Raw genomic sequence first — 11,454 nt, 5'->3', positions numbered from 1 at the left:
GTCAACGACTCCGCGAAGGTGGTCTGCGGCAACGTCAAGACCGCCAACGCCAACGTCTACATCATCGACAGCGTCCTGATGCCCACCAGCTGACGGGAATCTCGCTTCCTGTGACGGGGAGAAAGAAGCAGGGACCGGGGCGATCCGCCCCGGTCCCTGCCCGTTCACAACCGGGCCAAGGGCGCGTCTTTTCACTCAACTCTTCACACAACAAATTCTCCGGGCATCGGCGTCACACACGTGGCCGGGGCGGGTCTGACGGAGTGAGAGCAGCTCAAGCAACTCACCAGTCCATAGGAAGAAGGACATGCCATGACCACGCAGACCGCGCCGGCCGGCAAGGACGTATCCGTCTCGCAGGGCGGCAAGTCGACGCAGACGATGACAGCCGTGGCCAGTGGTGCCACCGGGGCGGACCAGCCCGCCCCGGACCGCGGCAGGACCTCGATCGCCGATGTCGTCGTCGTGAAGGTGGCGGGCATCGCGGCCCGGGAGATCCCGGGGGTGTACGACATGGGCGGCGGCCTGTCGCGCACCATCGGCGCCGTGCGCGACCGGGTACCGGGCGGCCGGCCGAACGTCGGGCGCGGCGTCAAGGTCGAGGTCGGCGAGCGGCAGACAGCCATCGATCTCGACCTGGTGGTGGAGTACGGCGTTCCGATCACCGACGTGGCCCGCGACGTGCGCGAGAACGTGATCTCTGCGGTGGAGCGCATCACCGGGCTGGACGTGGTGGAGGTGAACGTCACCATCAACGACGTACACCTGCCCGACGACGACACCGACGCAGCGACGGACTCCCGCGTGGAGTGAGCACACGGCCGCGCACAAGAGGGTCGACAGCCGGTGAAAGGGAACTGGACATGGCACAGAGCAGGGCGTTCGTCGGGATGATCGCCGGGATGGCGCTGGCCTTCGCGGGACACTTCGGGGGCTTCGGGGCGTTCCTGCTCGTGGCCGCCCTGGGCGGTCTGGGATGGGCGGCGGGCCACTGGTTCGACGGCGGCGGCAGCGTCCAGGACGTACGCGACGCCTACGAGCGGAGCCGCCGATGACCGTGGCAGCCGCCCAGCGGGGCACAACGACCGTCTCGGACAAGGCGGTACGCAAGATCGCCGAACGGGTGGCCGCCGAGGCCGTGTCGGTGTCGGTTCCGGGCGCAGGAGCCGCCAAGGGTTCGGCCACCGTGCGCGGGCGCCGGGCGGATGTCGCGGTCGATGTGGCGCTGCGCTACCCGACACCACTGCCCGGCGCGGTCCGAGCACTTCAGAAGCATGTCACCGACCGCACGCACCGGTTGACCGGTCTCGACATCGCCGCAGTGCGCATCGCCGTCACCGCTCTGATCCCCGTACCGGCCGCGGCGGAGTCCGTGGCGCCGCGCAACCAGCCCGGCCCGGCGGGCGCGGAGCCGGTCGTCGTTTCGCGGACGCCGCTGCGGTGGTGGTCGCAGCGCCGGCTGCCGATGGCACTCCTCACCCTGGCGGCCACCGTGGCCTGCGGCGCCCTGGCGTTCGACCTGATCATGGTGCACACCGTTCACCGCCCGGCAGCGCTCTGGCGCACCCACACATTGAACTGGCTGTCTGGACACGGCCCCGGCGAGCCATCCGTGGTCATCGGCGCCGGCATGCTCGCCGTCCTCGGCCTCCTGATGATTGCCCTGGCCCTCACTCCCGGACGTCGTGGCCTGCTCACGCTCGCCTCGCCCTCTCCGCGCCTGCGGGCGGCCGTGGACCGTGCGGCGGTCGCGGTCCTGGTCCGGGACGCCGTGTCCGACACCCAGGGCATCGGTCAGGTGCGGGTACGGGTGCGACGCCGCACTGTCGCGGTCCGGGCCCAACTGGCCTTCGGCGACCGGGTAGTTGCTCGGCAGCGGGTGGAGAGCGCGGCCGGGCGGGCACTGGACGCCTGCGGCCTGCGCCGACTGCCGCGGTTGCGCGTCCGTGTCCGGCCCGAGGCCACCTGGGATCCCGCGACGGAAGAGGATGGTGGAGGGGCGAGACTCCCCATCGCAGTCACGGCCGACGGCAGGGCTCTCGAAGGAGCGAACCGCTGATGCCACGTCCCCGCATGGTCATCAACCGGGCCGTCCTGGCCATCGTCGGCCTGGTGTGTCTCGTCGGCGGCGTCTGGCTCGCCGTCACCCAAGCGTCGTGGGCGCCGCGGCTGCCGGTGTGGTGGCCGACTCCCGGACCCCACACCGCGCTCATCGACGCGAAGGAACTCGCCGCGGTCCGCACGCGGGGGTGGTGGACACCCACGATCACGGCGGGCTCGATCGCCGCGACCGTCCTGCTCGCCCTCTGGTGCACCCGGCAACTGCGCAGCGGCTTCCGACCGCTCATGGCTCTGCCCGCCCCCGGCACCACCCTGCGGACCAGGGCCCTGGAGGATGCCATGACCCGGCAGGCGGTCGCGATCGGTGGCGTCGCCCGCTGCCGCACCCGCGTGCTGACACGGCCAGGGCATCTGCACGTACGCCTGCGCGTATGGCTTCAGCCGACCGTCGCCCCTGCCGACGTCCTGCCCGCACTCACCGCACTCACCAACCACACGGAGACAGCTCTCGCCCCCTCGGATGTCCGCACACACGTACGCTTCAGCACGCGCTCGCACCCCAGGCCGCATCTCCGCTGAAAGCACCCAGCGAGGGTGATCGGCAGGGCGATAGCAATGTCCTGCCGATCAGCCGTACCGGCACCCGGAGTTGGACGTCCGGCACCGGCTCGGTGGCAGTGGCAACGGGTCAGGCTGGGAGCAGGCCCTTGCGGAGCTTGGTGAGGGTGCGGGAGAGCAGGCGGGATATGTGCATCTGCGAGAGATGCAGTTCGCCGCCGATCTCCGCCTGCGTCATCTCCTGGCCGAAACGCATCTCGATGATGGTCCGCTCCCGCTCGTCGAGCTCCTGCAGCAGAGGCGCGAGCGCGTGCAGGTCTTCGAACAGGTCCAGCGCGGGATCGACTTCACCCAGGGTGTCCGTGTACTTCAGCCCGCTGTCGCCGGTCTCATCGTCGCTACCCGGGGTGTCGATGGAGCCGGCGACATAGCCGTTGGCGGCCACGAGTCCCTCGATGACCTCGTCCTCGGTGAGGCCGAGGTGGGCGGCGAGTTCCTTCACCGTCGGGGTGCGGTTGAGCGTGGCGGCGAGGGCTTCCTTGGTCTTCGCGAGTTCGACGCGCAGTTCCTGCAGGCGCCTGGGGACGTGCACGGCCCAGGTGGTGTCGCGGAAGAAGCGCTTGATCTCGCCGACGATGTAGGGGATGGCGAACGAGGTGAACTCGACCTCGCGTGACAGGTCGAACCGGTCGATGGCCTTGATCAGACCGATGGTGCCGACCTGGACGATGTCCTCCATGTCGCCGCTGCCCCGGTTGCGGAAGCGACGGGCCGCGAAGGTCACCAGGGAGAGGTTCATCTCGATCAGCGTGTTGCGGGCGTACTGGTACTCCCGGGTGCCCTCCTCCAGGACCTGCAGCCGGCCCAGGAACAGCCGGGACAGTACGCGGGCGTCCTTGGGGGCGACCTTGCCGCCGTCCTCGATCCACGGCAGGTCATCGGTCTCGTCGACTGCTTCGGTGGTGACGGCAGTGGTTGCGCGGGCGCTCACGGATGTCACGATGCCGCCTTGTGTGGAAAGCAGGGTGAGTGTCTCCTGCCCGCTCCGGCCGTACACATGTCTGCGAGGGTCCCCTCATCGTGTCCGAGTCCGAAATCGCACGGTACGGACGCCGGGTTCCTGCTGCCCGCGCGTCTCGGGGTGATGCGGGGGTACATTCTGTGCGCTGCGTCCCGCGCCGGTCCGGGCAGCGCGGCTCGCCTGTCTCCTGTGAGTGCCGGCCAGGTGATGCCATGGCCAGTAACACGCGGGACCAGCCCGAGCCGACCGTCCCCGGCTCCGACACGCAGTCACTGGCGAAGACCCAGGAGCGCGTCACGCGAATACGGCGCCGACTTGAGCGGCTGATCGGTATCGCGGCGACCGAGGGCAACACGCTCACCGCTCTGCGCAACGGGGACGAGATCTTCCCGGCGATGCTGGCGGCCATCCGGTCCGCCGAGCACACCGTGGACATGATGACCTTCGTGTACTGGAGGGGTGACATCGCCCGCGAGTTCGCGCAGGCGCTGGCCGAACGGGCCCGGGCGGGTGTACGGGTGCGGCTGCTGCTCGACGGCTTCGGCAGTCGGCTGATCGAGAAGGACCTGCTGGAGGAAATGAAGGAGACCGGGGTGCAAGTGGCCTGGTTCCGCAAGCCCCTGGCCCTGTCACCGTTCAAGCAGAACCACCGCTGTCACCGCAAGGTCCTCGTCGTGGACGAACAGACGGCGTTCACCGGCGGGGTCGGCATCGCCGAGGAGTGGTGCGGCGACGCGCGCAACGAGCACGAATGGCGCGACACCCACGTCGAGGTCCGCGGGCCGGCCGTGAACGGTGTGGCTGCCGCCTTCGCGCAGAACTGGGCCGAGTGCCACGACGAACTCTTCGACGACCACGACCGGTTCGTCCCGCACAGTCCGCAGGGTGGCGCGGTGGTGCAGGTGGTGCGCGGGTCGGCCAGCTTCGGCTGGCAGGACATGCAGACCCTGCTCCGGGTCGTGCTGGAGTCCGCCGAAGACCGCTTCCGGCTGGCCACCGCCTACTTCTCACCCGACACCTACTTCATCGACCTGCTGTGCGCGACGGCCCGGCGGGGGGTCGAGGTGGAGATCCTGCTGCCAGGCCCTCACACCGACAAGAGGGTCTGCCAACTGGCCGGCCAGCACCACTACGAGGACCTCATAGCCTGTGGCGTGAAGATCTACCAGTACCAGCCGACGATGCTGCACGCCAAGGTCATCACCGTCGACGGAGTCGCCGCTCTGGTCGGCTCCACCAACTTCAACCGCCGCTCCCTCGACCACGACGAGGAGATAATGCTCGCCGCGCTGGACCCGGAGTTCACGGCCATTCTCGACGGCCATTTCGACAACGATCTCAAGGCCGCCGCGCTGATCCGGGAGGGACGCTGGAAGCGGCGTTCCGTACTGCAACGGGCGCGCGAGGTCGCCGTCACGCCCATCCGCCGGTTCTTGTAGCGCCGCCTCAGCAAGGAACGACGTAGCCTGCCGACCTTCAAGCTCAGGCGGGGAAGTTCATCAGCGCGAGGGGGGTGGAGGTGGGTTGTTCGGATCCGCCGGTGGGTTCGATGGTGATGCCCATGCCTGAGGCGCCGTCGAGAGCACCGCGCATCAGGACCGACTGGTCGCTGCGGCCGGGGTCCATCAGTCCGGCGGAGCGCATGGTGCCGTCGTCGTCGAACCACAGCTGGTAGACCTTGCCCCGGGGCGGGTCCGCCATTCCGGAGACGGCGAAGACGGCCTTGTCCTGGCGGTCGGATACGGTGACGGTGCCGGTGGCCCCACCGGGCAGTGTGGTGGCGCGGGTCCTGGCGTCCGGTGCGGCGAGCACGGCGGCGATCCGGTCCGTTCGCTGTTCGGCCTGCTGGGCTTGTTCCTGGGCGTTCTCGGCACGCTGGTGCTGCCATACAGCGGTGCCGCCGAGGGTGGCGGCCGCGGCCAGGCATGCTGCCAGCGCCCACCGCGACAGCATCCGCCCGCGCCGGGCCGTACGGGCTGCCCTGGGCAGGATTGGCTCTCGGGGTGACTCCTGGCGGACGGTGGTGATCCTGCGCAGTACCTGTCCGCGCAGTGCGGGGCGGGGTGTGAGGGAGACGGCAAGACCCAGGCGGGCGGCGGTGGCAGCCAGCTCGGCGGTCTCCTCGGCGCAGGGGTCGCAGGCCGCGAGGTGGCGTCGGAATTCTTCGCGCTCCTCTTCGGACAGGGCGTGCAGGGCGTAGGCACCGGTGAGGGTGTGCAGGTCGGCGGATGTCATGCGGTCACCCCCAGGCAGTCGCGCAGCCGGATGAGACCGTCGCGCAGTCGGGTCTTGACGGTTCCCAGCGGAAGCGTCAGTACTTCTGCCACCTGGCGGTAGGTAAGTCCGCGGTAGTAGGCGAGCGTGACAGCCTGGCGCTGGATGTCGGTCAGGGTGCGCAGACAGCGCCGCACCTGCTCCCGCTCCAGCCGCGCCTCCACCTGCTCGCTCACCTCGTCGTACTCGGGCGTGTGATCCAGGAGCGCGGCCTTGTGATCCCGGGCATTCGCGGCCTCAACCGAGCGCACACGGTCCACCGCCCTGCGGTGCGCCAGGGTGAGGATCCAGTTGATCGCCGTGCCGCGGTCCGGGCGGTAGCGGGGAGCGGTGCGCCACACCTCCACGAGGACCTCCTGGGCCACCTCCTCGGACTGTGCCTGGTCGCGCAGGACGGCGCGTACGACACCGAGGACCGAATTCACCACGCGGTCGTACACGGAGGCGAAGGCTGCTTCCTCGCCCAGGGCGACCCGGCCCACCAGTTCCTGCAGATCCGGCTCGACGGATGGATTTCTACCGATGTGCACGGCTTCTTTCACGGTGGTCCTTCATGGTCGGGACATCTCCGGACGTAATCCGATCCCCGGACGGCCACGGATTGGTCCCACGCCCATGAAATCGCAGGTGAAACCCGACGGCACGGGCAAGAGGGTCGTGGAAGCGGACGAACTGGCGTGCCACCGGCCGACCAAGCCTTCCGTCGGTGGGCAACGAATGATCAGTGAACGGACCTGCGCGCAGACAGCCACATGATGGTAAGGAACACGGATGACGGTTCACGGGCACCAAGCCGCAAGGGCAGGTGCGCACGCCGCGCTGGTGCCGCGCCACTCCCCTCGTGCGGCGCGTGCCGCCATCCTGTTCCTGCACGGCGGCACGGCCGACAGCCGGGCTCCGTCCCGGCCGTGGCAGTTGGCAGCCGTACGGATGAAGCCGTTCGTACGGGCCGTGGCCGCGGCGCTGCCGGACGACGGGGTCTTCCTGGGCGAGGTTCGCTACCGCGTGCGCGGCTGGAACGGCGCTGACGCCGATGCCCTGCAGGACGTCCGGCGGGCACTCGCGGAGCTCACGCGCCTCGTCGGAGATGTCCCGGTGGTCCTCGTGGGCCACTCGATGGGAGGTCGTGCGGCCCTGCGCGCCGCGGACGCGCCTCAGGTCCGGGCCGTGCTGGCACTGGCGCCCTGGTGTCCGGACGGCGAACCGGTGGCCCACCTGCGGGACAAGGACGTCTCAGTGATCCACGGTGACCGTGACCGCGTCACCGACCCGCGCGACTCGGTGACGTTCGTTCACCGGGCCCGCGCGGCCGGGGCCCGTGCCGACGTACTCCTCATGCCGGGCGGCGACCACGCGATGCTCCGCCGCAGCGCAAGCTGGCACCGGATCGCGGCCTCGACCGCCGTCGGGCTGTTGCCGCACTGACGAGGCGCACCGTCGGCGTCACACACCACTGGTGAACCGAGGAGGCGGGGAGGCAGGGAAGTCGGTGAACGACCGGCCGTTCGCGGGTCCCATCCCAATTGCCCCTCACTCCGACGAGTGAACGGGCACCCGTCTCGCGCCGGTGAAGAGGCAAGACTGTCCTCCGTGTTGAGCAACCTCCCTGACATCTCCGACGAGTTCATCGGGCGCAAGCCCGAACTGGCTCACCTCTCCGACGCGTTGTTGCGGGAGCGCCTTGTCACCCTCATCGGGGTGGGCGGTGTCGGCAAGAGCCGACTGGCTCTGCACGCCGCGCACGCGGCCCTGAGGAACCAGCGCCGCAAGGTGATCTGGGCGGAACTGTGGCCCCTGTGGGACGAACGCCTTCTGATCGCCACGGTGGCTGACGCAGCCGGCTTCGCCGACCACACGGCGACCATGCCGCTGGATGCCCTCTGCGAGTGGCTGGCGGACACGGACGCCGTACTCGTGCTCGACTCCTGCGAACACCTGCTGAGTTCCTGCCGTCATCTGGCCGCCCATCTGGTCATGACCTGCCCCTCCATGACCGTGCTGGCGACCAGTCGCGAACCACTGGAGATGCCCGGTGAACACCTCGTCACCGTCGAACCACTGCCTACCGCGACCGACGCCGTCGAGTTGCTGTGCCGCCGTGCGTCCGCCGCTGGAGCATCGTTGAGGGACCCGAAGGACGTGGCGACAGCGGCCCGCCTGTGCCAGTGGCTGGAAGGGATCCCGCTGTCCCTGGAACTGGTTGCCGGGCAACTGGGGCAGCGAACGCTCCGCGAAGTGGAGAGCACGCTGTGGTCGCGGCTGGACCTCGAAGCCGACGGCGAGGTCACCGGGCCGTCTCGCCACCGGGCGATCCGCACCACCATCGGGTGGAGTCATGAGCTGTGCGAACCGGCGGAGAGGCTGCTGTGGGCGCGGCTGTCCGTCTTCCGCGGCACGGTGGACACCGACACGGTGCATGCCGTGTGCGGCGGAGGCCCAATGCACGGAACCGTCGTGGAGGCCGCGCTTTCGGGCCTGGTGGCGAAGTCCGTTGTGTCCTGCGGCCCAGGTGGCTACCGGATGCTGGACACGGTGCGCGACTACGGACAGATGTGGCTGGACGAGACCGGCGAGGCCTCGGGCATGGCCGACCGCCACGCCGGGCACTTCCTGGGTCTCGCCCGCAGCGCGAACCGGGACTGGCTCGGACCGCGGCAGGCGTCCTGGTACCACGCGATCGGTCGCGCTCACCCCGATCTGTGCGCCGCCCTGGACCGCCTCCTCGCCACGCATCCCCAGGCCGCCCTTGAGATGAGCGGGCTGCTCGGCTTCTTCTGGAGTTGCTGCGGACGCCTCCGCGAGGTCGCCCACTACGTGCAGGCCTCCTTGGGCGCCGACGTGGAGTCCGGTGCCGCGCGTGCCCGGGCCCGGTGGGCCTTGGGCGTGGCGCGCGTGCTGCGGGGAGAGTACGAGGCCGCGGGCACGCTGGCGGCGTCCAGTCACGCGGAAGCGTCGGCCCGGCAGGATGTCGAGGGCATGCTGCGGGCGGCTTACCTGGAGGGCCTGATCTACCTCCTGCAGGGCCGCCCGATGACCGCCCGCTGGCTGGCCGACCGCGAGCTGGACCGCGCGGGACCCACCTCGCCCGCCTCGCAGGGCCGGTTCATGTGCCGGCTCGTCCGCGTCTTCGCGCTCACGGCGGAGGGGCAGCTGAGCATCGCCCGCCGCGAGGCCGGGGAACTGTACGACGACTGCGTGGCGATCGGCGAGTGGTGGACCCGCTCGTACGCCGCCTATCAACTGGCCCTGATCGCCCTGTTCGAGGACCGCACCCAGGACGCCGCCGCGCACGCCCTGCGCATACTGCAAGGCAAACAGCACCTCGGAGACAGCTTCGGCATCGCCCTCGGCCTCGACCTGCTGGCATCGATCCTCGCCGCCCAGGGCGCAGGCGAACAGGCCGTCACGGCACTGGGCGCCGGCGAGACGTACTGGGGCACGGTCGGCCACCCCCAACGCGGCACCCCCGAAATGAAGCACGTACGCGACCAGCTCGAACAGACGACGCGCCACCTTCTCGGCGACGACGGGTACGACGAGGCCCTCCGCCGAGCAGCACGCCAGGACCCCGACCTGATCCTGCACGAACTCCTCAACGGAACCGGCCTGAACGGGTGAGGAACAGAGGGAGGAGGTACGCGCGGGCCGGCTAGCGCTCATCAAGTCGGCCGAGCAGCCGGTCAGTTACGGCGGGCGGGCCTCACCCGGTTCGACAGGCGGGCCCCACCCGGTTCAGCAGCAGTCGCATCCCAGTCGGCACCCGCACGCCTCCGCCTTCTGCTGTTGAGCGGGGACGGAGGCGGCCGGTGTCGCGCAGCAGCCCTTGCCCTGCCAGGCGTCGCGGCCTTCCTTGACCGCGATGGCGGCGATGACGAGTGCGGCGACGGGGTCGGCCCAGGACCAGCCGAGGGTGGCGTTGGCCACCAGGCCGACCAGCAGGACGGCGGACAGGTAGGTGCACAGCAAGGTCTGCTTGGAGTCCGCGACCGCGCTGGCGGAACCGAGTTCGCGTCCTGCCGTGCGCTGGGCCGCGGACAGGAACGGCATGACGGCCAGCGACAGGGCGGCGATGACGATGCCGGGGACGGAGCGTTCCGCTTCGCCGGTTCCGGCCAGGGCGCGGACGGCGTCGACGGTGACGTACGCGGCGAGCACGAAGAACGACACCGCGATGATCCGCAGCGTTGTCTTCTCCCGGGCCTCGCGGACGGTGTGCTCACGGGCGGAGAACTGCCAGGCGACCGCGGCGGCCGAGGAGACTTCGATGACCGAGTCGAGGCCGAAGCCGATCAGTGCGGTGGAGGAGGCGATCGTTCCGGCGGTGATCGCGACGATCGCCTCGACGACGTTGTAGGTGATCGTCGCGGCGACCAACAGGCGTATGCGGCGCGCGAGTGCGTCACGGCGGGCCGGTGACGGCCCGAGGGATATCGAGGTCATCAGCAGCAGCCCTGCGCCTCGGCGTCCGGGCAGGTCTTGTCGGCCTCGACCGCGACCACGGCGTTGCGCAGGTGGTCGAGGGCATGGCCGAGGCGTTCGTCGGCCAGTTCGTAGCGGGTGCGGCGGCCGACGGGGATGGCGACCACCAGACCGCAGTCCCGCAGGCAGGCCAGATGGTTCGACAGCCTCGTACGGGAGATGCCGAGGGCGTCGGCGAGATCGGAGGGGTGGGCCGGGGCCTCGCGCAGCGCGAGCAACAGCCGGCAGCGGATCGGGTCGGCGAGCGCACGGCCGAAACGGGCCAGCACCTCGATGTCGGAGGCAATAGTCAGCACGCTTCGAAAGTACACGTGATCCTGAATTCAGGGAACCATGGATTATCGGCGTAAGAGAGGCGTCATGAATCGTCGCTTCGGCGTCAGGCAGGCGCCAACACCGCCGTCCGCAGTCCCCCTCGCACCTTTCGATAGGAGGTCGGTGTCTGTACGGACGTACGCGGAAGGTGGGCGAGCGATGGGCGAGGGCGAGCGGCGGCGCGTCGTTGTCGGAGTGAGTGGTTCGCTGGGAAGCCTGGCGGCCCTGCACCGAGCAGCGGACGAGGCCCGCCGTACCGATGCCGACCTGCTGGCCGTACTGGCCTGGGAACCCCCCGGCGGTGAGTTCGCCCATGGACGCTCGGTGTGCCCGGTGCCGGTGACCGACCTCCGGCAGGAGGCGGGCACCCGCCTGCTCACGGCTCTCGACAGGGCCTTCGGCGAGGCGGGGCCAGGTGCCCGGTTCCAGGGCCTCATAGCGCAGGGCTCGCCGGGCCGCGCCCTGGTGGAGAGCGCCGACCGGGCCGACGACCTCCTAGTGATCGGCGCGGGATGCCGCGGCAGGCTGCAGCGCGCCCTGTTCCCGTCGGTGGCCCGGTACTGCCTCGCCCACGCGGCCTGTCCCGTGCTGGCCGTACCGCCGTCGCCCCTGGCGGGTGACCTCGCCACCCTGCATCGTCGTGTCTCCCTCCGGCTGCCGGTCGACGCCCGTGAGCTGTCCGACGGCAGACACTGACCGACCGCCACGCCGGCCTCACGCTCATCCGGTGCCGTCATGGTCGCGTT

The 11,454-nt window shown here is 70.1% G+C and carries 14 protein-coding genes; 9 read left to right on the top strand and 5 right to left on the bottom strand.

What is annotated here, in order from left to right; translation table 11 throughout:
• The 5 genes from ACFWXQ_RS20465 to ACFWXQ_RS20445 all read left to right on the top strand — a co-directional run.
• A partial coding sequence (locus ACFWXQ_RS20465; RefSeq protein WP_386268782.1) for a fasciclin domain-containing protein occupies nucleotides 1–93 on the top strand: 93 nt, incomplete at its 5' end.
• 219 nt (nucleotides 94–312) lie between these two features.
• Nucleotides 313–813, top strand: a complete 501-nt coding sequence (locus ACFWXQ_RS20460; protein WP_383956241.1) for an Asp23/Gls24 family envelope stress response protein — start codon at nucleotides 313–315, stop codon at nucleotides 811–813.
• A 50-nt stretch (nucleotides 814–863) separates the two neighbouring features.
• Nucleotides 864–1,055 carry a hypothetical protein gene (locus tag ACFWXQ_RS20455; protein WP_383956244.1) on the top strand — a complete coding sequence of 64 codons (192 nt, stop codon included), beginning with the start codon at nucleotides 864–866 and terminating at the stop codon, nucleotides 1,053–1,055.
• Nucleotides 1,052–2,059: a DUF6286 domain-containing Asp23/Gls24 family envelope stress response protein gene (locus tag ACFWXQ_RS20450; RefSeq protein WP_383956238.1), complete on the top strand. Its 1,008-nt coding sequence runs from the start codon at nucleotides 1,052–1,054 to the stop codon at nucleotides 2,057–2,059. Before ACFWXQ_RS20455 ends, ACFWXQ_RS20450 begins: the two co-directional genes overlap by 4 nt.
• On the top strand, nucleotides 2,059–2,640 hold the full coding sequence (locus ACFWXQ_RS20445) for a hypothetical protein (protein WP_383956236.1): 582 nt from the start codon (nucleotides 2,059–2,061) through the stop codon (nucleotides 2,638–2,640). The genes ACFWXQ_RS20450 and ACFWXQ_RS20445 overlap by 1 nt, the downstream gene beginning before the upstream one ends.
• 109 nt (nucleotides 2,641–2,749) lie before the next feature.
• Here ACFWXQ_RS20445 and ACFWXQ_RS20440 read toward each other — a convergent pair whose 3' ends face one another.
• Nucleotides 2,750–3,619 carry an RNA polymerase sigma factor SigF gene (locus tag ACFWXQ_RS20440; RefSeq protein WP_383956233.1) on the bottom strand — a complete coding sequence of 290 codons (870 nt, stop codon included), beginning with the start codon at nucleotides 3,617–3,619 and terminating at the stop codon, nucleotides 2,750–2,752.
• A gap of 233 nt (nucleotides 3,620–3,852) precedes the next feature.
• Between ACFWXQ_RS20440 and ACFWXQ_RS20435 the strand changes: the two genes are divergently transcribed.
• The gene (locus tag ACFWXQ_RS20435) at nucleotides 3,853–5,079 is read left to right on the top strand and encodes a phosphatidylserine/phosphatidylglycerophosphate/cardiolipin synthase family protein (protein ID WP_383956231.1); all 1,227 of its coding nucleotides are present in this window, start codon (nucleotides 3,853–3,855) and stop codon (nucleotides 5,077–5,079) included.
• 43 nt (nucleotides 5,080–5,122) lie between these two features.
• Here the strand turns inward: ACFWXQ_RS20435 and ACFWXQ_RS20430 are convergent, their stop codons facing one another.
• Both ACFWXQ_RS20430 and ACFWXQ_RS20425 read right to left on the bottom strand, forming a co-directional pair.
• Nucleotides 5,123–5,875 carry an anti-sigma factor gene (locus ACFWXQ_RS20430; RefSeq protein ID WP_383956228.1) on the bottom strand — a complete coding sequence of 251 codons (753 nt, stop codon included), beginning with the start codon at nucleotides 5,873–5,875 and terminating at the stop codon, nucleotides 5,123–5,125.
• Nucleotides 5,872–6,456, bottom strand: a complete 585-nt coding sequence (locus tag ACFWXQ_RS20425; RefSeq protein WP_386268767.1) for a sigma-70 family RNA polymerase sigma factor — start codon at nucleotides 6,454–6,456, stop codon at nucleotides 5,872–5,874. Before ACFWXQ_RS20425 ends, ACFWXQ_RS20430 begins: the two co-directional genes overlap by 4 nt.
• 229 nt (nucleotides 6,457–6,685) lie before the next feature.
• Between ACFWXQ_RS20425 and ACFWXQ_RS20420 the strand changes: the two genes are divergently transcribed.
• Together ACFWXQ_RS20420 and ACFWXQ_RS20415 are read left to right on the top strand one after the other, a co-directional pair.
• Nucleotides 6,686–7,339 carry an alpha/beta fold hydrolase gene (locus ACFWXQ_RS20420; RefSeq protein ID WP_383949268.1) on the top strand — a complete coding sequence of 218 codons (654 nt, stop codon included), beginning with the start codon at nucleotides 6,686–6,688 and terminating at the stop codon, nucleotides 7,337–7,339.
• Nucleotides 7,340–7,504: 165 nt separating this feature from the next.
• Complete coding sequence (locus ACFWXQ_RS20415; RefSeq protein WP_383949265.1) at nucleotides 7,505–9,532, top strand: ATP-binding protein; 2,028 nt, start codon at nucleotides 7,505–7,507, stop codon at nucleotides 9,530–9,532.
• A gap of 114 nt (nucleotides 9,533–9,646) precedes the next feature.
• On the opposite strand, the gene ACFWXQ_RS20410 is transcribed toward ACFWXQ_RS20415, so the two are convergent.
• Nucleotides 9,647–10,354 (bottom strand): cation transporter, encoded by a 708-nt coding sequence (locus tag ACFWXQ_RS20410; protein WP_383949262.1) that lies wholly within the window; start codon nucleotides 10,352–10,354, stop codon nucleotides 9,647–9,649.
• Nucleotides 10,354–10,689, bottom strand: coding sequence for an ArsR/SmtB family transcription factor (locus ACFWXQ_RS20405; RefSeq protein ID WP_383949259.1), 336 nt, complete (start codon nucleotides 10,687–10,689; stop codon nucleotides 10,354–10,356). The genes ACFWXQ_RS20410 and ACFWXQ_RS20405 overlap by 1 nt, the downstream gene beginning before the upstream one ends.
• A 178-nt stretch (nucleotides 10,690–10,867) precedes the next feature.
• On the opposite strand from ACFWXQ_RS20405, the gene ACFWXQ_RS20400 reads away from it, so the two are divergent.
• Complete coding sequence (locus ACFWXQ_RS20400) at nucleotides 10,868–11,404, top strand: universal stress protein (RefSeq protein WP_383949256.1); 537 nt, start codon at nucleotides 10,868–10,870, stop codon at nucleotides 11,402–11,404.
• Nucleotides 11,405–11,454: the final 50 nt, after the last annotated feature.

The sequence above is a fragment of the Streptomyces sp. NPDC058697 genome, from assembly GCF_042715345.1.
GTDB lineage: Bacteria > Actinomycetota > Actinomycetes > Streptomycetales > Streptomycetaceae > Streptomyces > Streptomyces liliifuscus.
The sequence above is the reverse complement of the archived record's forward strand: the minus strand, read 5'-3'. Positions and strand labels throughout refer to the sequence as shown.

Bases quoted from the DNA above. Each gene is read 5' to 3' on its own strand.
- ACFWXQ_RS20460 (WP_383956241.1), top strand. From the start codon at position 313: ATGACCACGCAGACCGCGCCGGCCGGCAAGGACGTATCCGTCTCGCAG.
- ACFWXQ_RS20455 (WP_383956244.1), top strand. From the start codon at position 864: ATGGCACAGAGCAGGGCGTTCGTCGGGATGATCGCCGGGATGGCGCTG.
- ACFWXQ_RS20450 (WP_383956238.1), top strand. From the start codon at position 1,052: ATGACCGTGGCAGCCGCCCAGCGGGGCACAACGACCGTCTCGGACAAG.
- ACFWXQ_RS20445 (WP_383956236.1), top strand. From the start codon at position 2,059: ATGCCACGTCCCCGCATGGTCATCAACCGGGCCGTCCTGGCCATCGTC.
- ACFWXQ_RS20435 (WP_383956231.1), top strand. From the start codon at position 3,853: ATGGCCAGTAACACGCGGGACCAGCCCGAGCCGACCGTCCCCGGCTCC.
- ACFWXQ_RS20430 (WP_383956228.1), bottom strand. From the start codon at position 5,875: ATGACATCCGCCGACCTGCACACCCTCACCGGTGCCTACGCCCTGCAC.
- ACFWXQ_RS20420 (WP_383949268.1), top strand. From the start codon at position 6,686: ATGACGGTTCACGGGCACCAAGCCGCAAGGGCAGGTGCGCACGCCGCG.
- ACFWXQ_RS20410 (WP_383949262.1), bottom strand. From the start codon at position 10,354: ATGACCTCGATATCCCTCGGGCCGTCACCGGCCCGCCGTGACGCACTC.
- ACFWXQ_RS20400 (WP_383949256.1), top strand. From the start codon at position 10,868: ATGGGCGAGGGCGAGCGGCGGCGCGTCGTTGTCGGAGTGAGTGGTTCG.